The organism is Bradyrhizobium sp. USDA 4502 (genome assembly GCF_054063355.1).
The window spans coordinates 3,817,565-3,842,607 of the sequence record NZ_JBSSGF010000001.1 but is presented as its reverse complement, the minus strand read 5'-3'; the positions used below and the strand labels follow the sequence as shown (position 1 = coordinate 3,842,607).

23 protein-coding genes and 2 pseudogenes are annotated in these 25,043 nt (G+C 61.5%); 13 read left to right on the top strand and 12 right to left on the bottom strand.

Annotated features, from left to right (window positions below; translation table 11 throughout):
• Positions 1-38 precede the first annotated feature (38 nt).
• The 5 genes and pseudogenes from ACVW1B_RS17805 to ACVW1B_RS17785 all read left to right on the top strand — a co-directional run bounded on the left by ACVW1B_RS17805 (position 39) and on the right by ACVW1B_RS17785 (position 2,674).
• Positions 39-257 carry a DUF7019 family protein gene (locus tag ACVW1B_RS17805; RefSeq protein WP_456821855.1) on the top strand — a complete coding sequence of 73 codons (219 nt, stop codon included), beginning with the start codon at positions 39-41 and terminating at the stop codon, positions 255-257.
• Between the two features lie 172 nt (positions 258-429).
• Positions 430-960, top strand: coding sequence for a hypothetical protein (locus ACVW1B_RS17800; protein WP_456821854.1), 531 nt, complete (start codon positions 430-432; stop codon positions 958-960).
• A gap of 2 nt (positions 961-962) precedes the next feature.
• The gene (locus ACVW1B_RS17795; protein ID WP_456821853.1) at positions 963-1,409 is read left to right on the top strand and encodes a hypothetical protein; all 447 of its coding nucleotides are present in this window, start codon (positions 963-965) and stop codon (positions 1,407-1,409) included.
• A 66-nt stretch (positions 1,410-1,475) separates the two neighbouring features.
• A pseudogene (locus tag ACVW1B_RS17790) lies at positions 1,476-2,156 on the top strand (IS630 family transposase); the annotation flags it as partial.
• A gap of 86 nt (positions 2,157-2,242) precedes the next feature.
• A complete protein-coding gene (locus tag ACVW1B_RS17785) occupies positions 2,243-2,674 on the top strand; it encodes a lipocalin-like domain-containing protein (protein ID WP_456821852.1) in 432 nt (143 codons plus the stop codon).
• A 265-nt stretch (positions 2,675-2,939) separates the two neighbouring features.
• Here ACVW1B_RS17785 and ACVW1B_RS17780 read toward each other — a convergent pair whose 3' ends face one another.
• The 4 genes from ACVW1B_RS17780 to ACVW1B_RS17765 all read right to left on the bottom strand — a co-directional run bounded on the left by ACVW1B_RS17780 (position 2,940) and on the right by ACVW1B_RS17765 (position 5,185).
• Entirely contained in the window at positions 2,940-3,398 is a 459-nt protein-coding gene (locus ACVW1B_RS17780) for a hypothetical protein (protein WP_456821851.1), read from the bottom strand.
• 328 nt (positions 3,399-3,726) lie between these two features.
• Complete coding sequence (locus tag ACVW1B_RS17775) at positions 3,727-4,371, bottom strand: nucleotidyl transferase AbiEii/AbiGii toxin family protein (RefSeq protein WP_456821850.1); 645 nt, start codon at positions 4,369-4,371, stop codon at positions 3,727-3,729.
• The gene (locus tag ACVW1B_RS17770; RefSeq protein WP_456821849.1) at positions 4,343-4,675 is read right to left on the bottom strand and encodes a hypothetical protein; all 333 of its coding nucleotides are present in this window, start codon (positions 4,673-4,675) and stop codon (positions 4,343-4,345) included. The genes ACVW1B_RS17775 and ACVW1B_RS17770 overlap by 29 nt, the downstream gene beginning before the upstream one ends.
• A gap of 117 nt (positions 4,676-4,792) precedes the next feature.
• Positions 4,793-5,185, bottom strand: a complete 393-nt coding sequence (locus ACVW1B_RS17765) for a helix-turn-helix domain-containing protein (RefSeq protein ID WP_456821848.1) — start codon at positions 5,183-5,185, stop codon at positions 4,793-4,795.
• 631 nt (positions 5,186-5,816) lie between these two features.
• Here ACVW1B_RS17765 and ACVW1B_RS17760 point away from each other — a divergent pair.
• From ACVW1B_RS17760 to ACVW1B_RS17745, 4 genes are all read left to right on the top strand, one after another.
• Positions 5,817-6,608, top strand: a complete 792-nt coding sequence (locus ACVW1B_RS17760) for a hypothetical protein (RefSeq protein ID WP_456821847.1) — start codon at positions 5,817-5,819, stop codon at positions 6,606-6,608.
• Complete coding sequence (locus ACVW1B_RS17755; RefSeq protein ID WP_456821846.1) at positions 6,608-6,793, top strand: hypothetical protein; 186 nt, start codon at positions 6,608-6,610, stop codon at positions 6,791-6,793. Before ACVW1B_RS17760 ends, ACVW1B_RS17755 begins: the two co-directional genes overlap by 1 nt.
• A gap of 111 nt (positions 6,794-6,904) precedes the next feature.
• Positions 6,905-7,081: a hypothetical protein gene (locus tag ACVW1B_RS17750; RefSeq protein ID WP_456821845.1), complete on the top strand. Its 177-nt coding sequence runs from the start codon at positions 6,905-6,907 to the stop codon at positions 7,079-7,081.
• A 435-nt stretch (positions 7,082-7,516) separates the two neighbouring features.
• A complete protein-coding gene (locus ACVW1B_RS17745) occupies positions 7,517-8,098 on the top strand; it encodes a Uma2 family endonuclease (protein WP_456821844.1) in 582 nt (193 codons plus the stop codon).
• Between the two features lie 338 nt (positions 8,099-8,436).
• Here ACVW1B_RS17745 and ACVW1B_RS17740 read toward each other — a convergent pair whose 3' ends face one another.
• Positions 8,437-9,969, bottom strand: a complete 1,533-nt coding sequence (locus ACVW1B_RS17740; RefSeq protein WP_456821843.1) for a hypothetical protein — start codon at positions 9,967-9,969, stop codon at positions 8,437-8,439.
• A 646-nt stretch (positions 9,970-10,615) separates the two neighbouring features.
• On the opposite strand from ACVW1B_RS17740, the gene ACVW1B_RS17735 reads away from it, so the two are divergent.
• A complete protein-coding gene (locus ACVW1B_RS17735; protein WP_253608098.1) occupies positions 10,616-11,800 on the top strand; it encodes a glycosyltransferase family 87 protein in 1,185 nt (394 codons plus the stop codon).
• Between the two features lie 36 nt (positions 11,801-11,836).
• Here ACVW1B_RS17735 and ACVW1B_RS17730 read toward each other — a convergent pair whose 3' ends face one another.
• Positions 11,837-12,697: a sterol desaturase family protein gene (locus ACVW1B_RS17730; protein ID WP_253608099.1), complete on the bottom strand. Its 861-nt coding sequence runs from the start codon at positions 12,695-12,697 to the stop codon at positions 11,837-11,839.
• A gap of 165 nt (positions 12,698-12,862) precedes the next feature.
• Positions 12,863-13,788, bottom strand: a pseudogene (locus tag ACVW1B_RS17725) (LysR family transcriptional regulator).
• A gap of 117 nt (positions 13,789-13,905) precedes the next feature.
• Between ACVW1B_RS17725 and ACVW1B_RS17720 the strand changes: the two are divergent.
• Together ACVW1B_RS17720 and ACVW1B_RS17715 are read left to right on the top strand one after the other, a co-directional pair.
• A complete protein-coding gene (locus tag ACVW1B_RS17720) occupies positions 13,906-15,261 on the top strand; it encodes an MFS transporter (protein ID WP_456821842.1) in 1,356 nt (451 codons plus the stop codon).
• Positions 15,262-15,283: 22 nt separating this feature from the next.
• On the top strand, positions 15,284-16,528 hold the full coding sequence (locus ACVW1B_RS17715; RefSeq protein WP_456821841.1) for an amidohydrolase family protein: 1,245 nt from the start codon (positions 15,284-15,286) through the stop codon (positions 16,526-16,528).
• 190 nt (positions 16,529-16,718) lie between these two features.
• Here the strand turns inward: ACVW1B_RS17715 and ACVW1B_RS17710 are convergent, their stop codons facing one another.
• The gene (locus ACVW1B_RS17710) at positions 16,719-18,140 is read right to left on the bottom strand and encodes an autotransporter family protein (protein WP_456821840.1); all 1,422 of its coding nucleotides are present in this window, start codon (positions 18,138-18,140) and stop codon (positions 16,719-16,721) included.
• A 188-nt stretch (positions 18,141-18,328) separates the two neighbouring features.
• A complete protein-coding gene (locus tag ACVW1B_RS17705) occupies positions 18,329-20,062 on the bottom strand; it encodes a beta strand repeat-containing protein (protein ID WP_456821839.1) in 1,734 nt (577 codons plus the stop codon).
• 311 nt (positions 20,063-20,373) lie between these two features.
• Between ACVW1B_RS17705 and ACVW1B_RS17700 the strand changes: the two genes are divergently transcribed.
• Entirely contained in the window at positions 20,374-21,564 is a 1,191-nt protein-coding gene (locus ACVW1B_RS17700; RefSeq protein WP_253608103.1) for an adenylate/guanylate cyclase domain-containing protein, read from the top strand.
• Between the two features lie 77 nt (positions 21,565-21,641).
• On the opposite strand, the gene ACVW1B_RS17695 is transcribed toward ACVW1B_RS17700, so the two are convergent.
• From ACVW1B_RS17695 to ACVW1B_RS17685, 3 genes are all read right to left on the bottom strand, one after another.
• The gene (locus ACVW1B_RS17695; protein WP_253608104.1) at positions 21,642-21,842 is read right to left on the bottom strand and encodes a hypothetical protein; all 201 of its coding nucleotides are present in this window, start codon (positions 21,840-21,842) and stop codon (positions 21,642-21,644) included.
• 338 nt (positions 21,843-22,180) lie between these two features.
• A complete protein-coding gene (locus tag ACVW1B_RS17690; protein ID WP_253608105.1) occupies positions 22,181-23,494 on the bottom strand; it encodes a chloride channel protein in 1,314 nt (437 codons plus the stop codon).
• 1,152 nt (positions 23,495-24,646) lie between these two features.
• The gene (locus ACVW1B_RS17685; protein ID WP_076831509.1) at positions 24,647-25,042 is read right to left on the bottom strand and encodes an NUDIX hydrolase; all 396 of its coding nucleotides are present in this window, start codon (positions 25,040-25,042) and stop codon (positions 24,647-24,649) included.
• Between the last annotated feature and the right edge of the window lies 1 nt (position 25,043).

The window sequence follows — 25,043 nt, the reverse complement described above, 5'->3', positions numbered from 1 at the left end:
GTGGCCGAGCGTAAGGTTCTACAACTGTGCGGTGGACCATGCGACTACGCAACTACGTCTATTTGTCGAAGCGCAAGCTGGATATCTACTTTCCTCAGGTGTCCAAGCCATTTTGGGAAGGCGCCACCACCAAGGTCGGGTATGACGTGAAGGTTGCTAAAGCCGAGATTAGGGCCACTGAGAGCCCAGCCAGTACGGATCACGAAAAGATCGAGCGCGTTGTCAGCTTTCTCGACAGGGATTCGTTGGGACGATAGAGCGTCCTAGAAAGTTTTTCTCTGGAAGCTTCTCGGCCAGATCTATCGCGGACGGTGGTATCGTGTTCTTTGGTGGGCTGATCACATCTCCGGAGGAGAAGAGTTTTCTCGGGCTTGTCTGCTCGATCGATAACATGATCGGTCTCCGCGCTAGCGATCTAGGGACAGAACGATGTCAGATAATCTTCCGGTAAAGTCTCGCGAATTCACTGCTGTGGTCGTCGCTTCGATCGCAGCCTTCTTCGCGGCTTTGGCTGCTTTCGCAGCATCGGTCCAGGCCTATGTCTCTTGGGAGGGACGATCGGATGTTGCGAAAGCGAGCTTGGCTTCGATACTCGCAGTTCACTGCAACGAAGCTCTTACTATATTGGGCCATATGGAAAACAGGAACTACAGCATCAGCAACGATAAATCTGCCTCTTGGAATCAACTGCTTGACACGGAGAACGACGCCAAGCGCCTCAATCGCGAGGTGGCCTTGTTACAGGGGCCTCCGCGGGCGCTGATCGACAACCAAAAGGACTTTGTGCAGCGATACGTTTCGTCAAGTCATGCCCTTTATGATGCCATCCTCGAGCAACGCGCTATCCTCGATAAAACGGGGAAACTTGATCCCGGCGTTCAGAAGATCGGATACGCACTCCGTGACATGGCAATAGTCATTCCGGATATTTGTGCAGACGATCACTTCGCTCAGAAATAAGGATGACAACGCTTCTGTGTCCGTTAACAGTCGATCGCAAGACGCCAACAGCGCAGCGATATGGCTCGACGAAGGTGCAGGAGCCGATGACGGCGTGGCGCACCAAAGTTCAAGCGTTACGTGTCCTGCGCGCGCATCTGTGTCTGTGCCGCATGTCATGTTCGCGGCACGGCCAGCAACTGCAGGAGATCGTCGGTGCGGATGGCCTCGAACTTGATGGCCAGATCAACCAGCTGGTCGCCGCGATGGCGACCTACAAGACCAACAATCCGAGTTTCGATCCGACCACTGCAACTCAGATGCCGAGCGATGCCACTTTGCAGGGGACCATCGGGACCGCATGGCGATCATTAGACGATCGCGGATGCTGTAACTTCGGCGAAGATAGCCGCGAGTATTGTGAGATTTGTAAATTTAAGTCGAATGCAACGGGAGACCGCAATGGCTAGCTAGTCATCTGGAACGAAAGTTCGTCACATTAGTTGATGGCTCGAATCTCTATAGAGGAGAGCGTTGTGGCGAATGCAGGTGTAAAGGGCCGGCCGATCGCGCCGCTGGTGCTGAGTCAGCAGGAGCGGACGTACTTGGAGAGGCAAGTTCGTCGTCATCGTGTTGCCCGGTCGCGATCTGAGCGATGCCGCGCGATCCTGCGATGTGCGGATGGCTTGCCAAGCAAGTCCGTCGCTGCCGAACTCGGTCTCCACGAACACACTGTTGGCAAGTGGCGCCGCCGATTTTTGAAGGATCGCTGTGATGGCCTGCTCGACGAGGCCCGCCCTGGCCGCCCTCGCACCATCAACGACGATCAGGTTGCTGCGGTGATCGAGCGGACGTTGCGGACGACGCCGGCCGATGCGACGCACTGGTCGATCCGCTCGATGGCTGCCGAAACTGGCTTTTCCCACACCACGATCCGCCGAATGTGGGCGGCGTTCGGCTTGCAGCCGCACCGTAGCCAGACGTTCAAGCTGTCGAGCGATCCGCTGTTCGTCGACAAAGTGCGCGACATCGTTGGGCTTTACCTATCCCCACCAAACCGAGCCCTGGTCCTCAGCATCGATGAGAAAAGTCAGATTCAGGCACTCGATCGCGAGCAGCCGGTCTTGCCGATGATGCCTGGCGTGCCGGAACGTCGCACGCACAGCTATGTGCGGCATGGCACAACCTCACTGTTTGCCGCGCTCGATGTTGCTTCGGAGGGCTGCTGACACAACGTTGGCAGTAGTGAAGCCTTACCTTCGTTCGGATTGGATCATCCTGACATCGATGGAAAGGCAGCCAGATGAGCTTGGCGAATTCAATTGTGGGCGTTTGGAAGTACGTCAGCTTCTTCGACAGGTACGTCGAGACGGGAGCGATTGTGAAGCCTTTCGGCGAGAGCCCAAGCGGCTACATTGTTTACACGAAGGGTGGGCACATTTTATTCACCCTTGTGGGTGATCGGGACGTACCGAATAGTCCGAACCCATCCGCCCCCGAGAAGATCGCTTTGTTTTCATCGTCCAGCTCCTGCGGTGGACGATATCAAGTCGAAGACGATGACTCTGTGACCGTCACTTGGGACGCCTCTTGGAACCAATGGTGGACGGGGCGGTCTCAGAAGCGTCAGATTGAAATCGAAGGCAACAAGATGACGCTCACATCTGCTCCGACTAAGAGTGTTGCGACGGGAGATGAAATTGTCTTTATCGCGACACTGGAACGGGTTGAGTAGCCGTGCCTGCTAGGCGGGCCAACAACTCTGGCTGGCTAAGGATCGCTTTCGGCCCATCTGCGACCTCGGAGTTGTCCGCTCTTGGGCCGCTGTGCGGGGTGCCGGACATCAGCCGGCCAACTGCTCAATAGTACATGCCCCAGTTTGACCGCTACTGACACGATCGGTCGCCTCAACCGGACCGTTGGACAAGGAAGTACTCCCGCGACAGGGAGCATCTTTCCATTGTGTGGGTTTTTGCTTGATGGTTGAGGCGGCCGTCTTGTCAACCATGGACCACTCCAGCCATCTCGTCCTCTGCCGCTGCAACGACACGATCAGGTTGATCTGTCAGCAAGTCCTGCGGCCTCTTCCCACCCAGAAAACTGTTGACCGAGGCGAACCAGAAAGCAATGCCCCAGTCATCCTTCCGTTTGCGAAACACGCTAAGCACTCTTGCCAGTCCTTCGGCTGGCCGATAGCCGATCGAGGGATCCAAAGCGTAGCGAGGAAAGTAGTCGACCTCGCGATGGCGGACGGTGAAGATCTGCTTGTTTTCCTTCCACCTGTTCGGGTCGGAGAGGGGATTGCTGTCGCCGAAACCCGCAATCTGGACGATCTGCGCGGCAGTCAGCCAATCCCCGCTCTCAAGTACGGCTTTGCGCGCTTTGGCCGCCATGCGTCCCTCGGCTCTGGCGAGTGTTCTAGCGCTCGACAGTTCAGTTGGCTTATCGACTGACGCCATGGGCCAGACTCCAATTCAAGGCGGTTTGAACCTGCGCAAATCTTGCGCAGATTACCGGGGCGCGGGCTACCCTGATCTCACCGCTCTCCATCGGCGGGCACGATGTCGACCGCACTCAACTGGATACCGACCGCGTCCACGTTCCCTGTGGCTTTTCGCAGCATCAGAGTCAGTTGAATGGGCTTGCTCGCCATGTGCGAAAAACGGTGTGATTGCCAGTTTTACGGTTCGACCTAACTTGCTTCTGGGTAGGAATGCGCGCCCCGTGCAGCTCTCAGAGCGACTTATGAGGTACGCAGTCTCAAGGAGACGACATACCGTTGTTTGGTTAAGTCTCATTTTTGGGGATCAAGTTCCAAATCTCCCCAAGGGCTTCCAAAGCAATCTCGCAGGCTTTGTCGATGAATTCTTCACCCCGCGGGGTAGAGTTGATCACCTGTCTCATTTCCGATTGATACTTGTGCTTAGTAAGAACCAACCGGTTTTGCGCTGACGCCACGACATGCTGAGTGATTGCCGGACACTGGGCAATCTCAGCCAGGGCTGAACGATCGTACAGACAGATCGCGGCTAGGTCGAAGGCATCGCGTGCCGTGTAAGTGGATGCTCGATAGACCAACTTTTTGGTCGCGATTTCCGCTGATCGCTCCGCAGCAACGGAGCGTTCGCCAATCTTCAGCTGATACGTCGGATTGTCGATGTACGAAGGCGCGTTCAGAAAATCGATCTCGCCAACGTCGTTGAGGGTGAGTTTCAGATACTTACCAGGCCATTGCCACGTATCGCAAAGCGACTTGGTGACCGGGTTCATATTCGGCGCCAGGTTCTTCAAAACGGCGCTCGAGTCCAAGAAGATATCGACGTCGTAACTGATCCGATGTCCCAAGAGTAGCGCTAAAGCGGTGCCGCCGCCGAACGTCCACGGTCCGGGGCCCCCATCCAGACTATCGAGCGCGACCAGCGCTTTCTGCATGAGATCTTCCCATCTCGAAGGAAGCCATCTCCCTGACCCATCTTTCATTCTCTGACTCCGTGACCTGCCAGGTGTCGATTGCCTTCAATAGATCGTTGAACGTCACGAAATGATCGATGACGAGATTGTGGAGGACGGAAACATCGACCTCGTCGAACAACGCTTGCACGTACACTCGCCATTTTCGCTCGGAAATCTCGCCCCTCAAACATGCCAGCAGCGTACCTTCGTCGATGCGGACCGGCATCGGCGTATTGATCGTGGTCACGGCTGCGGTCAGATTCTCCGACGCGCTTTCCAACATTTTCCAGGCACCTGACTCCGACGCTTCTACCTACGAACAAAAGGGCGACATGGCGCAAGCTGCGAATATGGTGCCATTCCGAGAAAGGCTCAACCGGCGCCAACGTCACATCGTTAACTACATCCCGAGGCCCGGCCCGAGCTCATGGTGGCTTTCGGGGCTGGGAGCTTCGATAACCTCGATCCTGCCAAGGGACCAATCGGGCTGCTCTTCCAGAACAACAGACACCCCGACGCCCAGTCGCGTGAGGAGGCGGTACAGCCTTTCGACGCTGTAGGTCTCGGTGCGCCCGTTGCACAGTTCTGAGACTTTCGACTGCGCGAGGCCCATGATCTGGCCGGCCTGGATCTGGGTCAGATTCCGCTTTTCGATGACGCCGGCGATCTTGGAGACAAGCTTGGCCTTGAGCAGTTCCTCTTCAGCGTTAGGGAGTCTGAGGTCGACGAACACGTTGCCCGAACCGACGCGTCCGAGGGTGGAAGTGATGGTGCGCTTGCTATTTCGATTCATTTCGCTTCTTCCGTTTTCGTCGATGACCCGCTGCCGTAGCGCGTGCCAAGCCAGCAATTCTTCGATCTGCGCCTTCGTCTCTGGATGTTCTCAATCTTTCTGGGGCGCCTTTATGCGCTGGACGATCCGATTGATGTACTGGTTGTGCCTGCCAAGGGGCAAACCCGATCCGACGTCTCAGGTACTCATCTAGGGAGGCGATCAATTCCTTAGGAGCGCCGCGCGGAAGATGAGTCTCCGCTAGTTCTCTCTACATATATATCCCAATTGTGGTATAGTACAAGCCGGGTGGAGATAAGTGTTCGGGGGAGTAGGAGCAAACGTAAAGCGCTGGGGCTCTGGCGATAGAGCCTAGCTTGATCGGGTTGAACGCCGTCTGATCTTCGCGGCGCCCAGGTTGGCACGAGGAGCGCATTATGTTTCGCAAGACTGTAAAGCGAAGGACGACGCGAACCTTTGGTGCTCTTTCTTGTTGCAGGCTGGTTATCTATATTTTGAAAGAGGTTCACCGGGAGTCAGCTAAGGCGGGAATTGAGGCCGGTTCAAGCAATGAGCGACGGATTGAACGAAGGAATTGTCGGCGACACCGCAAACCTGATTATGCATCGACCGATCGTGCGGAGGCTCTGAAGTGTGGGACGTCCTCAATAAGTTCGATCGAAACCGGTTTTCCGGGTCAAACCTGTTGTCTTTCGATCCTCCTTTGTCGGATGTGGCAATCGACTGGTGGCGAGATCATATTTATGCGCAACACGGACTTTACCCAGAAGACCTCGGAGAACTTCTTTCTGCCAGCGCGACCGGCGACAAAGCCATAACCATCGTCGATCTTGACCCGAAGGTCGGCTCGTTCGTCGTCCGCATCAAGGGATTTCCGAGTGATAGCGGCGAGGCGTGGTGGACCCAACGCAAGCTGGATCTCAGCGGTCCACTGTTCGAAGCGCAGCGGATGCTCATCCCGAGCGAAGACAGACAAAAGGGCAAAGGCCGAATGCTCATGGCCGATCTGATCGATACCGCGGCAAGATTCGGCATAAACACGATCACTATCGAAGCGCAGGACATTGGGCGATATGCCTGGGCAAGATTTGGATTCGTACCCGACCGTACTGCCTGGATGCGGAGCGTAAGGGTCGAAGCTCGTCGGCGTCTCAAGATGGCGACCGCTGAAATTTCCCCAACCGCTATGGGCCTGTACCGTGACGTCCTGGACGGCGAAAATCCGAAGCTCATCCGCGAAGTCGTGAGTTGGCGTGATCCTGTCACAAGCATCGTAAGGTTCAACAAGGACACCGGTCTTCCAGAGAAGGTGCCGCTCGGACAGGCCTTACTGCTTGAAACTCAAGAGCAATGGTATGGCACGTTCGAATTGGATGATCCGGAGACGATGGAAATCTTCGAGCGATATATTGGGAGGAAATGATGAATTCAGTGAAATACGAGTCCAATACGGAATCTAGGGACCGGGAGGACTTCCTCAAACTCATTCCCGTTCCGGACGACGTGTTTCTCGCCGCCGCCAAACGTGCAGTCATTGCCTCCGGATTCTCTGCCGACGCAGTGGGAATACTGCATCCGGAGAACCACTCCGAGCCTTCCTGCCGTTGATGTGCGCCGCCGAAGCTACTCGGATGGACCACTGGTTATTTACGAAGCAGGTTTAAGATTACCGGAAAAGTGCTTTATGTACGTACGACGTACGGATAGGAGTTGTACGCCATGACCCGCGATCAGATTGTAAAGGCCAGCAAGGAAGCGTCTCGCAAGGTGGATAGTCCGAAGTCCGGAACGCCCGCCAGCAAGAAGCACGTCACACGCTTGGCTGAGATCAAGGCTCACAAGATTGCCCGGCAGAAGCCGGCTCCCGCAGAGCACCAGGAGCGCCGGAGGGCTTAGTCCCATGTAATCACCTGAGGTGTGGGATCAGGTTCAAGGCCGCCGTTTGGCTGCCTTTTTCATACGGGGGCCGCGATGCTGTGTTCTTGTTTTGCTTATAGCCAGAGCCCCCCGCGTGACACCAAGCAGGGTTCAGCAATACCGCAAATCCGATAATGGCCTCTAGCTGAAGGTCTGCTCGACCATGTTCACGTCAGCTCATTGGGGTTGAGTGGACGTCGCCCGGTTTGGTGGTCCAGGGCGGCGTTTGACCCAAACCGGAAGGCCGACAACCGTAGACGCAATGCTAGGCTTGAGCCGCGCCAATATGATCTCGTCGTGGTATGTGCCATCGATCAGGATCGCGCCTCGTTTGACGCCTTCCTCCATGAAGCCGACTTTTCGGTAGAGGGTTGCAGCTATAGGATTGGTAGGGGCGATGATCTGGATGGCGCAATGGGTATTCCCGAGCACGACAAGCTCTCGATAGACGATTTTTTCGATGCCATTTCCGGCAGCGAGGTTCGCTACGAGCTCGTAGGCGGCGTAGCCTATGCCATGGCCGGCGCCAAAGAAGGGCACAACGTCATCTGCAGCAACGTCCAGACAGCCTTCGTTCCGGCCGGGAAGAAGAATGGCTGTCGTACCACATCAAGCGACACGGCCGTTCAGACCGGTCCGGACACGATCCGATATCCCGAAGTCGTGGTGGATTGTGGCCCGCCCAATGCATCCGCAATGATGGCCTCCAAGCCGACCCTGATCGTCGAAGTCTCCTCGCCGGGCACCGCCGTCTTTGACTACGGAGACAAACTGCGCGAATACCAAGATTTGAAGAGCGTCGTCACGGTTATTCAGATCGAGTCCGAGATTGCGCTCGTTAAGGTTCATCGACGGCAGGAGGACGGAAAGTGGACCGAGGAAAAGTTCGAGGAATTTGACGTCGGCATTCCACTTCCGACGCTGGGCACATCCATCACACTGAACGAGATCTACGATACGCTCGATGTGAGGCCTCGACCGCGTCTCCGGCTGTAAGAAGCGACCATACTCCTCGTTAACCGGCAGCAGCATGTTCTGAAGGCGATCGGCGAGTCCGAGTTGAGGACACTCTGACCATCGGGCCTGAAGCAAAGCCACGCCGTGCTGGCGGGGCTTTTGTGTTTCAGACTAGGGGCCAACCAATCCCACCCACCGCACGCACCCCGCACCCCCGATTACGGGACCAACTTATTGGGGACCAACTTTGCCGACGGCTGCACGGCTGCAGCTGCACATTGCAGCTCCTCGATGTAGAAAGCTGAAAGCTTCGTCGATCCGTGGATCTCACACTTCTCGCAAGCCTTATCCACTTCTAACTCGATCCGCCGGTCTGGTCACTCCGCCGCTTGCAACAGATCGTCCGTCGCGTGGACTGCAGGTCCCCAAAGGGGCCAACCACGCTTCTTGCGGAATTCGATACGTCGTTGCAACCGCTCTTCTCCGTATCGAGCTCGATAGAACATCTCCGCCATGTAGTCGCGATCCAGGAGCAGGGGGTCGGCGGCGATCGCGCGAGCCGCCCAGTTCTCGCACCAGGCGACCCAAGCGTGCATCATTTCGCGTTTCCGGCGGACCGCCGGATCGGAGGAATAGAAGTGCGCCGTGACGTCCTTAGGGTCGACCCCCTCGAGATGGTCCAAAATGACGGCAGCTTCTCCCTTCGCGAAGCCAAGATCCCGTTCTCCGTAAGTGGCGAGGGCGTACCGAACCGTGTGGGGAGACATGCTGACGCCGGGCATTATTGAAAAATAGTCATTGAAAAGGCCGGCCTCGGCATGTCCACGGCTGGCCTTGGAACGTTTGTGCGCTGGAAACAGCCAACCCTTGCTGCCCTCAAAATCTGAAAGTGGATCAAGGCGCCTAACCGCCTCGGCGGCAAACCCAACGCAGGGGACCAAGTGGAAGCGGTTGCCGCGCTTCGTTCCGCTTTTGCGAAAGTAGGGTGGCATGTACCATGCTTCCTCACCCTCGATTTCCAAGTACGCATGGAAGCGCGTTGTATGTGCGCCGGTGACCGCCCGGCGACGCTGGCACGTGCCGATGATCAGCTGTATGCCCAGGGAGATGCGCTCGGGGAAATATCCCTGACGCGCGATTACGAGAGCTCGCCCAACCTCGATTTCGGGAGGCGCATCGCCGTGCTCAGCTTCCGGATCGAATTCCTTCTCGCCAATTTCAATTCGTGTGCGTGGAGGAGCTCGCAGTTTCAACATCACACCATCCGCCACGTTCGTCTGATCCTGGCGGGTAGCTTCCGCAAGCCAGTTCCAAAAACGTCTGATTGTTCGAACCATGCCTTCCGCCATGGCTTCTGCTCCACGCGCATGGACTGCAGCGACGGCTTCCGCCATTTCATTTCGCGTGATGGTGTTGACCATCTTGTCGTTGAAACGACAAAGCTCGCGAGGCTGCAGTTTCTTCCTGTAGTCGATGACCGTTCCCTCGCGATTTGTGCGTACTGCTGCAGCCAGGAACTCGCCCTTCGCTTGCTCCCACGTCCATGAGGGTTTTGGACGGGCAGCCTCACGCTTCAGATGCGCCTCTACCGAAATTCCGGCCGCACAGGCTGCGAGAAAGTGCGCGGGGTTTTGCCCATTGCGCGCCATCTCGTTGACAGTGTTGGCCCGCTTGCGGGCGTCATCCAGGCAGAGCCCTCCCACGCTCTCGTCGCCCTCCACGACAGGGCCGAGATCGTAGCGACGCTGGTGCCCGACAAGCATGACGCGCACGGACCAGCGGACGCAGGTTGCCTTCACGCGAAGCTGCAATCCGTGGCTCTTCGAATCCGTCTTGTCATAGCGCTTTTGGCCCTCGCGCTGGTGGCGCAAGGCGGCCTTCACCGTGTTGAGCGTGATCAACTCTGGCAATTTTCACTCCGGGTCATGCGCTGTTGACGTCCAAGCTGGGGCGAACTTGGGTCAAAGAATGACCAACCTGACCCAGAGTCAAGAACGGGACCGTCGTTAGCGGTTGAGGGAGCTGATTTAAGGTTAAGCTGTTGAAATCATTGGGCAGTAAATCGCGATTTACTGCCCAATCTCCGCATTTGGAGCAGCTGATTTTGATGACCCAGGATAACTGTAAATCAGCCGCCTCATGGCTTCGCAGGTTCGAGTCCTGCCTCCCCCACCAGCCTTCGCTCGCTTCGCGAGCTACGGCTCGGCAGGCCGGGAAAACTCCATCGTAGCGAAGTGAGTGAAGGCTGCCACGCCATAGCCCGAAGGGCGACGGCGGGCTGTATCGGCGAGGCATGAGGCGCTTCGCGACCCACGGCTCTGCAAGCCCGGAAAACTCCATCGTAGCGACGTGAGCGAAGCTAGGCCACAGCCCGCTCATCCATTCGACACCCGCTTCTTCACCCTATCCGCGCAAACAGCTCCAGCCGCCGCCGGCGTTCCGTTGCTCGGCCCGCGAGTGCAATGGTAGATTGCGCCATTTCATGATTGAGCCGTTTCAGAGGATATGAAGAAAATTTTGCACTGGGACGCTTCTGCAGGAGATGACCCGGCGCTGATGGTTGCCTGCGTCATCTTGCTCGGGGTCTCGATCCTGGTTTCGATACCGGCATTTGTCGGTGGTGGCGGCCAGGCCGGAATCGATTTTTCATGTTTCTGGGGCGCGGGCGCGATGGCGCTCGAAGGCCATGCGGCGGCGGCCTACGATTGGGAGCAGCTGCATCAGCAACTTGTTCTCCGGGTGCAATCCCTCAATCACGCTCCGTATCCTTACGATCAGGTGCCGGTTCCGTTCTTTTATCCGCCGGTGTTTTTCCTGGTTCTGGCGCCGCTGGCGCTGCTGCCGTTTCCGGTTGCGTTCTGGGTCTGGAGCGCGGCAAAGCTGTCTTGCTGGCTGCTTGTCGCTCATGCCATCCGGCCACGCTCCGCCGCGCTGCTGCTGGCACTCGCTGCTCCGCCAGTATTCTACGACTTCATTTCCGGCCAAAGCGCACTGCTCGCCGCATCGCTGCTCGGCGGCATCCTGCTGACATTGGACAGGCGTCCGCTTCTCAGTGGAATCCTGATCGCGCTGCTCATCTTCAAACCTCAGTATGGCGTGCTGCTTCCCTTCGTGCTGATCGCCACCGGACGTTGGCGCGTCGTCATCACCGCCGCTCTGGTGATTCCGGTCCTCCTGCTGCTCGCCGGGCTGATCTTCGGTTGGGATACCTTCGATGGATTCCGCGCCGCCGCCACCTTCGCCACGACGCAATTCCACCTCAGTGGCGCGCTGCCATGGTACAAACTGCAGAGTATCTATGGGCTCTTGAGAGACGCCGGCCTCGGCTACGGTTTGGCGATGGCGGTCCACGTCGCCATCGCATCCGTGGTTGCGATTGGAGTGCTGATCCTGTGGCGCGGCCATGTCAGCTTCGCCGTAAAGGCCGCGAGCCTCCTGGCGGCAACGCCGCTGATTTCTCCTTACTTCGCGATCTACGATATGCCGATCCTGGTGGTCGCGTTGCTCTTTCTCATGAACGCCAGCGCGGGCCGCCTCGCGTCGCGTTCGGGTCGAAGCGCCTTCCGGATCGCTGTCAGCGTCGTCTTCGTATTGGGATACGCTTTCCCGTTCGTGCGCACGCCTCTCGGCCCCATGATGTGCGCAACCGTGATCGCGCTGATCTGGATGAGATACCGGCAAGAGGCCGGCGAGACAGCTACAGGCGAGGAGTTGCAAAAATCCGCGACCGTCGGAGGCTAGTGTTCCGATCGCGAACAGTCGCGAAGATCATTAGGATCAGCCGTCCTGCTGCGCTGGCGGCGTTGCCGTGCCGGGCACAGCCTCCGCGCCAACCGGGTGCCTGGTGCCCGACGGATCGTCGCGCTTGAGCATCGAGGCCCAGGCGAAAAATGGATAGGCCAAAAGCGCCAGGTACCTCGTGGGCATCGGATGATCGACGCCGAATGCCGTCGGCTTCTGCGCTTCCGGAAGATAGAGGCTGCCGAACAGCACATCGTAGAACGAGAACAGCCCGGCGTAGTTCTTGTCCCTGGCTTCCCGCTCGCTGCTGTGGTGCCAGTGATGAAACTCCGGCGACACCAGGACATGGCGTAGCGGGCCGTAGCCCAGGCGCACGTTGGCGTGCGCAAGCCAGGATTGCCAGTAGTAGATCGCAAGATAGGTCCCGATCGCCTCCGCGGAGAAACCGAGCGCGAACAGCGGGAACAGCGAACCAACCTTCATGAAGGTCACGTCAAGCGGGTGCTGGTGGATCGCGGCGAGCCAGTCCAGCTCTTCGACGGCGTGATGAACGGCATGGATGCGCCACATGGCGGGCACGACATGCAGGATGCGGTGGGTCCAGTAGATGCCGAGGTCCCCGATCACGATCGCGATCGGCGCCTGAGCCCAATACGGGAGATCGCTGACCGCCTGCTTGACGGCCGAGGGCAGGATCGATTGATTGACCAGCGTCGCCAGTGCGATGATCGCGGTCACGCCGATGAACACCAGCCAGCCGTTGAGAAACAGGAAGGCCATATCGGTCGAAAGACCACGCCTGAAGATCTTCTGCTGCCTCGCTGCAAAGAGTTGCTCGAACGGCACGAAGATCAGGGGCGCCAGCAAAAGCTGATATTGTTCCAATAACTCGCGCATTCAAATGGCCACGTGAAATGGCGACAGCCTACCACCCCGGTCCCCGATGGCGTCAATCGGAAACGAAACCCGGGTTGTGGGAGCGTTAATCAGCATCCCCGTGCCGCTACGGGGATCACCGGTGTCCGGGAGCCGGGTTCGTCCGCATGCCCCAATCCCACCGCGTCACTCCATCCTTGCGAACATCTCCACCAGCGTCTCGCGCAGCCAGCGTTGCGCGGGGACGGTGTCGTTGCGCTGGTGCCAGAACAGGCTGACGATGCGCGGCGGCGCCGGCAGCGGCACCGGCATGGCGTGCAGATGGGGCGCGTGGCGGGACTGGGCGCTGAGATCGCGCGGCAGCACGGCGATCAGGTCGGACTGGCGCACGATCTCGTAGGCGGCATTGTAGTGGTTGACGGTCGCGACCAGATTGCGCGACAGCCCGCGCGAGGCGAGAAACTGGTCGTAGGTCGGCAGCGTCTTGCCGGCGAGGCTGACATCGACATGCTTGGCGGCAAGGAAGCTCCGGGTGTTGAGCCGCTTCTGCCTGGCCAGCGGATGGTCCCGCCGCATCATGCAGGCATATTCGACGGTCCACAGCGAGCGTGAGCGGATCACGGCCGGCGGCTGCTGCGCCTCGTTGACATAGACGCTGAGCACGCAATCGACGCGGTTGTCCTCGAGCCGGTCGCCGATCTCCAGGATGGTGTTGGGCACGGTGTGGATGCGCGCGGACGGCGCTACTTCGCTGAAGCGGTTGAGCAGCCGCGGCATCACCAGCGAAGATACGTAGTCCGACATCGACAGGATGAATTCGGCCTGGGTCTGTCGCGGATCGAAGGCGTCCTCGTCGAGCGCGTGGCGGACATGTTCGAGAGCATCGCCAATCGGCTGCCACAGCGCCACGGCGCGCTGCGTCGGGCGGATCCCGCTCGCGGTGCGCACGAACAAGGGATCGCCAGCGCGTCGCGCAGCCGCGCGAGCGCGTTGCTGACCGCGGGCTGCGTCATGGTCAGCGCGCTGGCGGCGCGCGTGACGCTGCCCTCGGTCATCAGCGCCTCGAAGACTTTCAGCAGGTTGAGGTCGAGCGTGCGGAAGGACACGAGCAATATTCACGGGGGTGATGTGCTAGATAACGATTATAAATTATTCGGATAATATTGCTTTGTCTATCATTCCCCGGCTGCCCCTGTGGCGCGTGCCGCTGCGGGGCGAGGGGGACTTTCATGTCGATGATCTCGGCGCGCATCGAGCGCCTGCCGTTCGCGCGGTTCCATGTGCACCTGCTGCTGATGGGCGGCCTCGGCTATCTCTTTGACGCGATGGATGCCGCCGTGCTGGCGTTCATCCTGCCGGTGCTGCGCACCGCCTGGGGGCTGACCAATGTCGAGACCGGCGTGCTCGGCAGCAGCACCTTCGTCGGTTATCTGTTCGGCGCGCTGCTCGCGGGCACGCTGGGCGATCTGATCGGCCGCCGCGCGGTGATGATGTCGGCGCTCGCGCTCTACAGCGCGGCCTCGCTGGTCAGCGCGGCGGTGGACAGCTGGCCGGCGTTCTTTGCCGCCCGCGTCGTCGCCGGCATGGGCACCGGCGCGGAGAGCGCGATCATCGCACCGTACCTCGCGGAGTTCGTGGCGCGACGTTACCGCGGTGCCTTCACCGGCGCGCTGGCGGGCTTCTTCTCGTTCGGCTTCGTCGCCGCCGCCTTGCTCGGCTATTTCATCGTGCCCGCCTACGAGAACGGCTGGCGCATCGTGCTGGTCATCACGGCCGTGCCTGTCGTGATGCTGCTGTGGTGGCGGAGATCGCTGCCGGAATCGCCGCGCTGGCTGGAAAGCCGGGGCAGGGCGAAGGAAGCCGAAGCAGTGCTCGACCGGATCGAGGCGAGCTTCGCGCGAGAGGGCCGTGCGCTGCCGCCTGCGGTCGCCGAGCCGGCCACGCCAGTCGCCTCGTCGGGAACGCTGTCGAGCAATTTTGCCGCGCTGCTCGCCGGCCGGCAGGCGCGCATCACCACCATGACCTGGATCATGTGGCTGTCGATCACCTTCAGCTACTATTCCTTCTTCGTCTGGATTCCCGGCCTCTTGGTGCAGAACGGCATGAGCATCACCAAGAGTTTCGGCTATTCGCTCGCGATGTATTGCGCGCAGGTACCGGGCTATTTCACCGCCGCCTTTTTCAATGAGCGGATCGGACGGCAGGCGACGATTGCGACCTATATGCTGCTCGGCGGCGTCAGCGCGCTCGGGCTCGCCTTTGCCAAGAGCGATGCGGAGATCATGACGGCCGGCCTGCTGCTGTCGTTCTTCATGAACGGCACCTATGCGGGCGTCTATGCCTACACGGCCGAAGTGTTTCCGACATCGATCCGGACCACGGGTGCCGGGCTTGCCTCCGCGATCGGCCGCATCGGCGCGATCGTGGCGCCGATCCTGGTCGGCTACCTCTACCCGAATTTCGGCTTTGCCGGCGTGTTCGGCGTCACCACGTCCGTCCTCCTGATTGGCGCGCTGACCGTGGTGCTGATGGGCGTGCCGACGCGCGGCCGGTCGCTGGAAGACATCGCAAGCGAAGCCGCGTGATCGCGGCGCCTGGGAGATCATCATGGCTACGACCCTCTTCAAGAATGCCGCGCTGCTCGATCCGCTGCGGCCCGATCTGCTCGAGGGCCACCACGTGCTGGTCGAGGACCGCCTGATCAAGGAAGTGTCGGATCGGCCGATCGAGGCTTCCGCCGATCGGGTCGTCGACCTCAAGGGCAAGACCCTGATGCCCGGCTTGATCGACCTGCATGTGCATGCGGTTGCGGTCGAACTCGATTTGTCGCAGCAGGCGCGGATGGCCAACGTGCTGGTGACGCTGCGTTCGACCATGCTGTTGCGCAGCATGCTGAAGCGCGGCTTCACCACCGTGCGCGATGCCGGCGGCGCCGGCTATGCGCTGAAGCAGGCGATCGACACCGGCCTCACCGACGGTCCGCGGCTGTTCGTCTCCGGCCGCGCGCTCAGCCAGACCGGCGGCCACGGCGACGGGCGCGCCCGCTCGGACTATCTGGCCGACCCGACCTGCTCCTGCTGCGTGCGGGTCGGCGCCATCGCGCGCGTCGTCGACGGCGTCGACGCGGTGCGCAAGGCGGTGCGCGAGGAACTGCAGATGGGCGCCGACCAGATCAAGATCATGGCGTCCGGCGGCGTTGCGTCGCCGACCGATCCGATCGGCGCCTACGGCTATTCCGAGGACGAGATCCGCGCCATCGTCGCCGAGGCGAGGGCGCGGCACACCTATGTGCTGGCCCACGCCTACACGGCGGAGGCGATCGAGCGGGCGATACGCTGCGGCGTGCGCACCATCGAGCATGGCAACCTGGTCGATCTTCCGACCGCGCGCCTGATGGCGGAGCAGGGCGCTTATGTGGTCCCGACCCTGGTCACCTACGAAGCATTGGCAAACGAAGGCGCGAAATACGGCCTGCCTGCGGCGAGCGTCGCCAAGATCGCCGACGTGCGCGACGCCGGGCTGCGCTCGCTCGCGATCTACCGCGAGGCCGGGGTCAAGATGGGATTTGGCACCGATCTGCTCGGACCATCGCAGCGCCTGCAGAGCGACGAATTCCGGATCCGGGCCGAGCTGCTCGGCCCGCAGGCGGTGATCGCCAGCGCGACCATTGTCGGCGCCGAGGTGCTCGGCATGGAAGGCAAGCTCGGCCGCATCGCGCCGGAGGCGTTTGCCGATCTGCTGGTGGTCGAGGGTAACCCGCTGCGCGACGTGACATGCCTGCTCGGCCAGGGCGAGCAAATCCCGCTGGTGATGAAGGCCGGCAAGGCCGAGGTGGATAGGTTGGGCGGGTAGGGTACGCTAGCCTGCCGCCGCAGGGGCGCACGGCCAAAATATCGAAAACAACCCCATGCAAAGTAGCGGGCGCCTGCCGGCGAACACGACAGCTTGACGCGTCGGGCAAATCAGCGGCATTATTCCATTATACAGAAATCATGCAGCTTCGCTCGTCTCGACCCCGCACGCGGGGCGAGGTGAAGCGGCCTCACCACACCACGCGGAGGCCGGCGGTGCCCTTGTAGCTGTGGTTGTCACCGGCGTCCTGCAGGCTGGCGCGGTAGGTCGCTTCGCCGAACACGGTGTAGCGGCCGCCCGCCCAGCTGTAGCTGCCGCCACCGCCGATCGAGCCCCAGAGCCGGTCGTTGGCGCTGGCGAAGCCGGTGCCCGCGACGTCGACGTTGGTGCCGTCGAGGAATTCGTAGTGCAGGTTGCCGATCGCGTAGAGGTCGGAGCGGGCGCCGTCGCTCCAGCTCTTCCGGTGATTGAGCGACAACCCGACGCGGCCGAGCAGGCTGTCGGCATTGCCGAGCGAGACCAGCGCGCCGAAGCGGTCGGTGAAGCCGTCGAAATCGACCTTCGAATAGGCGAGCTGCGCCTGCGGTGTCAGCGAAAATCCGTTGCCGATAGTGAACCGCTTGCCGCCCTCGACGCTGAACGCGTAACCGAGGCCTTCATCGCCGTGAGTCATGCTGCCGACGAGATCGGAGGTGAGATCGCCGCGATAGAACATGGTCTGCATCTGGCCGTCGATGTAGACGCCGTTGTCGCCGTACCAGGTCGCGGTGGCGCCGACGCCGGTGCCCTCGGCGCGGATGCGGCCGTTGCCGAAGAACGAATTCACGTATGCCGTCGTCAGGCCGTATTGCAGCGTGAGGCCGACGATCAGGCGGCCGTAATTGTTCTCGAGCGCGAGGCCGTCGAGTCCGGCCTGCGCCTTGAAGTCATCGCTGCTCAAGGTCGAGCCCGTGGTGTTCGACGGCCGCAGGCTGGTTTGACCGCCCTCGATGCGCCCCCAGAACGCCGATTGCGTCCATGAGCTCTCGGCCGTTGCCGCCGGCGTGACGCCCATCCGCGCCATCGCTTCGCTCGGGCCGCTATTGCCGCCCCAATAGCGGTTGCCGACGCGCTCCTGCAGCGAAGGCAGCGCGTTCATGCCGAGCAGCACCTGGGCGTAGTTCTCGTAAAGCGGCACGCCGGGCTGGTACAGCGGACCCGCGGGCGCGCCCCGCGGCGTCGGCGCGGTTGGATCGCTCGACGGTACCAGGCTGGAGCGCAGATACCAGTCGCCATCCGCCGGCGTCGCGATGCCGTTCTTCTGCAGCGTATAGGCATAGGCGCCGGCGACGATCGCCTGCTGACCCTGCAACGAATAATTGCCCGCCAGCGCGAAGACGCCGTTGGAGGCGCCGGTGACGTCGATCAGCTTGATGCCGTCGGCGGTCTGCGCGCCGCCGCCGCCGGCATTGTTGATCCGCACCGTCGAAGTACCCGACGTGCTTGCCGCGACCAGGCGGTCGGTCGCCGAACCGTCGCCGCCGAGCACGGTGTTGAACAGCAGCGTGCCGCCATTGCCGGCATAATTGCCGGCGACCGTCAGCGTCGTGCCGGGCGCCGCGCCGAACCGCAACGCGCCGGCGTTGCTGAATCCGCCGATGGTCTGGTTGAGGCCGTTGAGGTCGATCGTGGCGCCGGCGCCAGCGGTGATGGCAGACGCCGCGCTGAACGCATTGACCGCGCCGGCTTGCAGCGTGCCGCCGGTTACCGTGGTCGCGCCGCTATAGGTGTTGACGCCGGACAGGATCTGCGTGCCGCCGGTCAGCGCAAGCCGCCGGTGCCGCCGATGGCTCCGGAGAACGTGTCGCTGGCATTGGTGATGGTCAGCGTCTTGGTACCGAGCGCGACATTGCCGCTGCCGGCGAGGCTCTGGATGCTGGTGCCGGCGCTTGTGAGGCCGGAGATGTCGAACGCCGAATTCGCCACCACATGGCTGGAATTGCTGATCGATCCTGCGCCCGTCAGCGCCAGCGTGCCCGCGGAGATCGTGGTCACGCCGCTATAGGTGTTGGCGCCGGACAGTGTCTCGGTGCCGCCAGCAAGCGTCAGGGCACCGCTGCCGCCGATCACGCCGGCGAACGTGTCGTTCGCGGCGGTCAGCGTCAGCGTCTTGGCGCCGAGGTCGACGCTGCCTGACCCCGACAGCCGCTGGATGCTGGTGCCTGCGCCGGAAAGGCCGGCGATGCTGAACGTGCCGTTCGCGATCACCTGGCTGGAAGCGGCGATGTCGCCGCCGCCGGTCAGCGCCAGCGTGCCGCCCGCGATCGTTGTCGCGCCGCTATAGGCCTGCACGCCTGATAGAGCCTGCGTGCCGCCGCTCACTTGCAGCCCGCCGATGCCGCTGATCGCGCCGGCAAACGTATCGTTCGCATTGGTAATGATCAGGTCCTTGGCGCCCAGCGTGACGCTGCCGGCGCTGCTGCCGGCGAGGCTCTTGATGTGCGCGTTGGGGTCCGAGATGACCGAAATATCGAAGTCGGCGTTATCGACCACCCGGCTCGAGGTGGCGACGGCATTACCGGAGCCGGCGGCGCCAGACAGCCGGAACGTGCCTTGCTGGATCACCGTGTCGCCGGTGTAGCTGTTGCCGACGCCGGTGAAGTTGAAGATCCCGGCGCCGGTCTTGGTCAAGCCGCCGACGCCGCTGAAGCCATTGGCCTGGAGGACGGTGAACCCATTGCTATCGATGGTCAGTCCGCCCGCGGCGAGGTTGTTCTGGGCAGCCGTTCCGCTGGAGACAATGGGGGTGTTGATGGCCGCGCGGAACGTGGCGTTGTCAAAATTCACCCGGCCGTTCGCGTTGCCGACGCTGATGCCGAAGCCGTGATTTATCAGTGTGGCATTGCTGACATTGAGCGTGCCAGTGCCGCCCCCAACCGCGGTGCCGAGTATGATTCGGCTTGTAAAGTTGACGGTCGCGCCGTCGGTGACGTTGAGGGTGCCCGTACCGGAAAGGCTGACGGTGATCGTAGTGGCGTTCCACTGCGATCCGGCTCCCGTTACTGTGACGGTCGCCGTACCGCCTGTGGTATTGGAAATCCCGGACGTGCCGCTTGTCAGCGTGCTGCCGTTTTGAATTGTGAGGTGGGTCGTTCCGCCAGCCGCGCTCTGAACATTGAAACTGCCGGCGGTGCCGATCGCCCCAGGGGTCACGCCGAGAACGACGTTTGAGCCCGGCGTAATAACCACCGTAGCACCGCCGGCCGGAGCCGCTCCGGTGTTCCAGTTCGAGCCCACCGTCCAGTCGTTGCTGGTGGCGCCGGTCCAGGTCTGCGCCGCCGCCGAGCCCGGCATCAGCGCCGCGAGCGTGGCGACCGAGGCGCTCAGCAGCAGCAGGCGCTGGAAGTCCGCGCGGGTGCGGGATTGCGATGCAGTCCGGCGTGGATTGAGTGTGGTGTCACCAACGTGTCGTGCGATTGTCGCAGCCCCGATGCATTCGCGCATGGCGCTCAGCCCCTTGTTCTTGCCGCTGCCCGACAGGTTGCATTCCGGCAAACATTCGCCGGCAGCGGATGGGCGGCACGGTATGTGACTCACTGTGAGCAAACAAATGAAGCTTGGCGTTCCCCAAGCGAAACAGGAAGCAGTGTGCCCGCGATGCAACGTCCGCGCGCTGCAATTAATCGATCGCTAACCAGTTGAGTCCGTGCCGGGCGCGATAGCGTGCGGAAGCGGATGTGAAGGTTGCCGGGCAGGGCGGCCGACCACCGACACGCCCGATCACGTTACCGCTGGTGGCGTTGACGTTGCCGGGCAGAAGCACGACATATCGGTTCCTGATCCCACCCGCCGCTCCGGAGCAAGCCATGAACGCCCCCAACATCGAGTCCGTCACGCCGCAGTCTGGCGGCGACGTTGTGGCCTGGCTGACCAACGAGACCCGCGACGAGCGCTTCATCGACAATATCTTCGCCGAGCTGTGCATCCGGTTGCAGCAAACGGGTATTCCGCTCAAGCGGGCGACGATGAATCTGCTGATACAGCATCCGCAATGGCTCGGCGCCCGGATCATCTGGGGCGACGGCAAGCGCGAGGCCGAGATCACGCGGGTCGACTACGAGGTCAGGGAGCGCTCGGAATATATCGGCAGCCCGGTCTACGAAATCCACCAGGGCGCCGGCGAAGTGCGCGAGCGGCTCGAACGGGCGCCTGGCCGCACGCATGCGCTCTTTGACGAGATGCGCGCGCAAGGCCTGACCGACTATGTGGCGTGGCCGCTGCTGCATACGCTCGGCAAGCGGCATGTCGTGACCTTCGCGACCGACCGGTCCGGCGGTTTCGATGACGCTGACATCGCCGAGCTGCGCAAGGTGCTGCCGGTGCTGGCGCTGGTCAGCGAAATCCGGATGAAGAACCGCCTGGCGCGGACGCTGCTCGAGACCTATGTCGGCACCCATGCTGGTGAGATGATCCTGGCAGGCGCGACGCGGCGGGGCAGCGGCACCACGGTCCGCGCCGCGATCATGATCTGCGATCTCAGGGACTTCACCCGGATCTCGGATTCCTGGCCGCGCGACGACGTCATCGATCTCCTCAACGACTATTTCGACGCGATGTCGGAGCCGATTGCGCGGCACGGCGGGGAAATCCTGAAATTCATCGGCGATGGTCTGCTTGCGATTTTCCCGCTCAGCGATCCCAGGGCCTGCGCCAACCTGCTGCACGCGGTGTCCGAGGCGCGGCAAGCGATGGCGGCGCTCAGCGAAAAGAACAGCATGATGGGCCGCGCCCCAATGAATTACGGCATCGGCGTCCATGTCGGCGACGTCATGTACGGCAATATCGGATCGCGCAGCCGGCTCGACTTCACGGTGATCGGCCCCGCGGTGAACATGGCCTCGCGGCTCGAGGCTCTGACCAAGCAGTTGGGACGAAACGTGCTGCTGTCGCGCGCCTTCGCCGATCTGGTCTCGCACGATTTCGCGCTCGAGCATGTCGGCGAGCATTCGGTGCGCGGTTTCAGCGAGCCGATCGAGCTGTTTGCCTATCGGGGCTGAGGCTCGATTGGCCAAAGCAGCGTGACGTGCGGCGCACGCACCGGCTGAGACGGCCCAATGTCCAAAGGCTCCTGCCGTTAAGGAGATTGGCCGGACAGGTTTACTCTCGGTGCGCGCAGTAATTGCTGCTCGGCATAGTTGGCCAGACGATCGTACTCTTCGGCGATCTTCAGAAGATTCGCACGTGAGTTTTGGTATCTGAACAACTCCGCCTTGGCACGTGTCTTGGCGGCTCGATCCCGCCAATAGCCGGCGTTGGTCATGACGTTCTCGACCATGGTGCTTCCCCCTTTCTCAGGGATTGCCCATAGACCAACGTCGCCGCGACAAGTCCGCTCCCCGAGGAACCCGGAACTGGCGTTCACGCATGAAGAGTCACTGAAACATTCCGTTTGTTCCAGACGAAATTTATTCAAGCTGGATTCACACGCGTTATTTTCCGAAACGCCGGATCGCGCGAATCTTCGGATGCTGGGCGGGCTTTTTCATTAAGGAAATTTTCAAAGGCCCAGAGGGTCCGCCTGATTATCGGCACTGGCGGTTCGGCGTGAGCATGGGAATAGGACGGCCCCGGCAACGCGAGATGCCGGGGCCGTTTTCCCGTGGTGCCGGGAGTTCAGATCGAGGTGATCTTCTGCGCCGGCGCAGCGCGCTCGACGAAGCCCTTGGCGAGGGCGTGATAGACGCCTTCCTTGCAGATCAGGCGCGAGCTCGCGTGCGCAATCAGGGCCGCGGCCATCAAGGGCACGACCATCGCGTGATTGTCGGTCATCTCGGTGACGATCACGAAGGCGGTGATCGGCGCCTGAACCACGCCGGCGAAATAGGAGACCATGCCGAGCAGCATGATGGCCGACAGCGGCGCGCCGTGAAACAGCGGCGCGATGTTGGAGCCGAGCCCGGCACCGACCGCGAGCGAGGGCGCGAAGATGCCGCCCGGCATGCCGCTGATCGAGGCGAACGTGGTCGCGAGGAATTTCCAGACGCTGAAGCTCGCCGGCAATTGTGCTCCGGCTTCGAGCGCGGATTTGACCTGCTGATATCCCGTGCCATAGATCGCGCCGTCGGACGCAATCCCGCAAATCGCAGCCGCTAATCCGCAGACTGCGGCAAAACCGACTGGATAACGCTTGATCGCGCTTCCGACTGGATTGGCAAACCCGCGTGCCATTGTGATCAGGATGCGACTGAACAGGCCGCCCGCAAGACCTCCGGCAATGCCGCAGAGCGGGACCGCGAGCCAGTCGGTGCCGTTGCGCAGGGCCGTCGCGCTGGTGCCGAAATACGTATAGTTGCCCATCAGAGCGAGCGAGGTCAGGCCGGCAGCGATCACCGCGCCGATGATCAGGCTGCTGGTTCTCGTCTCGAAGGCACGGCTCATTTCCTCGATGCCGAACACGATCCCGGCCAGCGGGGTGTTGAAAGCGGCCGCGACACCTGCGGCCGCGCCGGCAAGGATCAGGCCGGGTTGGCGCCGCGGCGAGAAGCGGCCGAGCGCAAACATGATCGAGGCGCCGATCTGCACCGTCGGTCCCTCGCGCCCGACCGACGCGCCACACAACAGGCCGAACAGGGTGAGCAGGATCTTGCCGGCCGCAACGCGCAGCGAAACCAGGCTTTCGCGCGCGGTCTGATCGGTCAGATGGCGTGCGGCGATCGCCTGCGGGATCCCGCTGCCTTGCGCGTTCTGAAAGAAGCGGTTGGTCAGAAACACCGACAGCGCGAACCCGGCCGGCGTCAGCACCAGCGAGGCATAATGGAAACGGGATACCACCGCGCCGAACGCGATCTGCGCCAGATCGGCGAGCTGTGCCAGCGCGACGGCCGCCGCGCCGACCGCAATGCCGCCCAGCAAGAACAGGGCGCGGCGCTGCCAGCGCGCGGAGACCAGTCTGAACAGCCGCCTCTGGCGGTTGGAGGGGAAGGTCATTCTGACGAGTTCTGGCTCATGTCGTGGTCCGATACGCAGCGGATCACGTCATTCCTAGCACGCGTCGGCGGTATGCGAAGCTGAAGAAATCAGCACGGTGTGCCGGCGCAGCCGCCAAACTCCAGGGCCGAAATCTACCGCCTGAGGCCTCACTCTTCGGCGACCTCCGGGAGGTTCGCGCGTGAGTTTTGCTGTCTCAACGACTCCGCCTTGGCGCGTACTTTCCCGCCGTGACGCATGATTGAGGGACGCGGAAAAACTGGCACAAACTGCACTTTGCGCGGCTTCCGCCGCGGCGTATTTTGACCGCCCCATTGAAGGGCGCATGTCATGTCCGAAGTGATTGTTCGAGCGGGCATCGTCGTATTGGGACTTTGCCCAATCGCAATGGTTGCCGTTGCTCTGTTCATTTGATGGAAGCTCACCTGGCCCGACCGCGCCAACCGGGCCGGTAGACGGCCCCAGCGCCTGCCCTCCCAGGCCCCCATAGGTTGCTGGGGCCACTCAACATGGAGGCCGCCGGTTGGCGTCCTCATTCTTTGCCTGGTACCGAGTTGGGTACGTTACCGGGATCATTGCCGCGCGAATGACATGGGGCACTGAATCGAAAAGGGCCGTCGCATCGGCGGCCCTTTTCTGCCGGTCATAATAGGTCTGCAAAAAACTCAGTCGTGAAAAAATGCTCTGCAAAGAACGGCAACGCCGGCAGGGTTGGTATTACGACCGTCCTATCTCTCCGGAAATCCGGATCAGTACGGTGTTCCTGCGGTGGAACTCTTGGTCTGCGGATGTGTATCCGACGATCAATGATGGCGCACCGGAGAGGGTGCCGCCCCCATCAGGACATTCGCCGCGGGGAATCAGGACAACTCATGTCGCCGCGCTTCGCCAAGCATCATGTTGAGCATCGAGATGTGCTCAGCCGTGAGCTGTCGCTGCGTGAGGCTCACGGCCCATCCTTCCGGGATCGCGTCCAGGCGCGCCGTCCAGGAACCGACGCGGCGGAGCATGATTGTCACACGTTCGGTGCTGTCCCTGCCGGCAGTGTCTGGACGATCAAGGTAAACTCGCGGCCCCAGCTTGTGCCCCCTCGCTGGGGCCGTTTCTTTGGGGTGGAAGCGCGGCGCATTCAAGCAGCGATGGTCCCGCCGCCTATCTCCGGCGGCGCTGCTTGCTCGGAAACAGCCGGTCGCGGATGTAGCGGGAGGTCGGCGTCAGGCGAAGGCCCCGCGGCTTCTGCCAGGCGGCGCGGTCGATCTCCTTCTTGTCGCCGATCGCCAGTCGGCCCTTGGCGTTCTTGGCGATGAAGATCGCGTCGCTCATCCTGCGGCCGGAACGCTTGTTCCTGGCCGTCACTTCCTTCCACAGGCTCAGCCTGCCGAGCTTGAGCTTCGGCAGCTCCTCCTTGATCTCGCGCTTGAGGCAATCCTTCCCGGTTTCTCGCGCGCGCCTGCGCCCGCCGGGAAACATCCACAGCCCGTCAGATCGGCGTCTAACCAGAAGAACCTTGCCGCGCTTCGCGGCTACCAGCTTGGAGGACTTGGGCATT

Excerpts from the sequence above, each read along its gene's own strand:
- ACVW1B_RS17775 (WP_456821850.1), bottom strand. The coding sequence starts at position 4,371 with ATGCAGAAAGCGCTGGTCGCGCTCGATAGTCTGGATGGGGGCCCCGGA.
- ACVW1B_RS17715 (WP_456821841.1), top strand. The coding sequence starts at position 15,284 with ATGGCTACGACCCTCTTCAAGAATGCCGCGCTGCTCGATCCGCTGCGG.
- ACVW1B_RS17690 (WP_253608105.1), bottom strand. The coding sequence starts at position 23,494 with ATGACCTTCCCCTCCAACCGCCAGAGGCGGCTGTTCAGACTGGTCTCC.
- ACVW1B_RS17730 (WP_253608099.1), bottom strand. The coding sequence starts at position 12,697 with ATGCGCGAGTTATTGGAACAATATCAGCTTTTGCTGGCGCCCCTGATC.
- ACVW1B_RS17800 (WP_456821854.1), top strand. The coding sequence starts at position 430 with ATGTCAGATAATCTTCCGGTAAAGTCTCGCGAATTCACTGCTGTGGTC.
- ACVW1B_RS17720 (WP_456821842.1), top strand. The coding sequence starts at position 13,906 with ATGTCGATGATCTCGGCGCGCATCGAGCGCCTGCCGTTCGCGCGGTTC.
- ACVW1B_RS17700 (WP_253608103.1), top strand. The coding sequence starts at position 20,374 with ATGAACGCCCCCAACATCGAGTCCGTCACGCCGCAGTCTGGCGGCGAC.
- ACVW1B_RS17780 (WP_456821851.1), bottom strand. The coding sequence starts at position 3,398 with ATGGCGTCAGTCGATAAGCCAACTGAACTGTCGAGCGCTAGAACACTC.
- ACVW1B_RS17735 (WP_253608098.1), top strand. The coding sequence starts at position 10,616 with ATGGTTGCCTGCGTCATCTTGCTCGGGGTCTCGATCCTGGTTTCGATA.
- ACVW1B_RS17770 (WP_456821849.1), bottom strand. The coding sequence starts at position 4,675 with ATGTTGGAAAGCGCGTCGGAGAATCTGACCGCAGCCGTGACCACGATC.
- ACVW1B_RS17795 (WP_456821853.1), top strand. The coding sequence starts at position 963 with ATGACAACGCTTCTGTGTCCGTTAACAGTCGATCGCAAGACGCCAACA.
- ACVW1B_RS17745 (WP_456821844.1), top strand. The coding sequence starts at position 7,517 with ATGGGTATTCCCGAGCACGACAAGCTCTCGATAGACGATTTTTTCGAT.
- ACVW1B_RS17805 (WP_456821855.1), top strand. The coding sequence starts at position 39 with ATGCGACTACGCAACTACGTCTATTTGTCGAAGCGCAAGCTGGATATC.
- ACVW1B_RS17695 (WP_253608104.1), bottom strand. The coding sequence starts at position 21,842 with ATGGTCGAGAACGTCATGACCAACGCCGGCTATTGGCGGGATCGAGCC.
- ACVW1B_RS17750 (WP_456821845.1), top strand. The coding sequence starts at position 6,905 with ATGACCCGCGATCAGATTGTAAAGGCCAGCAAGGAAGCGTCTCGCAAG.
- ACVW1B_RS17785 (WP_456821852.1), top strand. The coding sequence starts at position 2,243 with ATGAGCTTGGCGAATTCAATTGTGGGCGTTTGGAAGTACGTCAGCTTC.
- ACVW1B_RS17685 (WP_076831509.1), bottom strand. The coding sequence starts at position 25,042 with ATGCCCAAGTCCTCCAAGCTGGTAGCCGCGAAGCGCGGCAAGGTTCTT.
- ACVW1B_RS17765 (WP_456821848.1), bottom strand. The coding sequence starts at position 5,185 with ATGAATCGAAATAGCAAGCGCACCATCACTTCCACCCTCGGACGCGTC.
- ACVW1B_RS17755 (WP_456821846.1), top strand. The coding sequence starts at position 6,608 with ATGAATTCAGTGAAATACGAGTCCAATACGGAATCTAGGGACCGGGAG.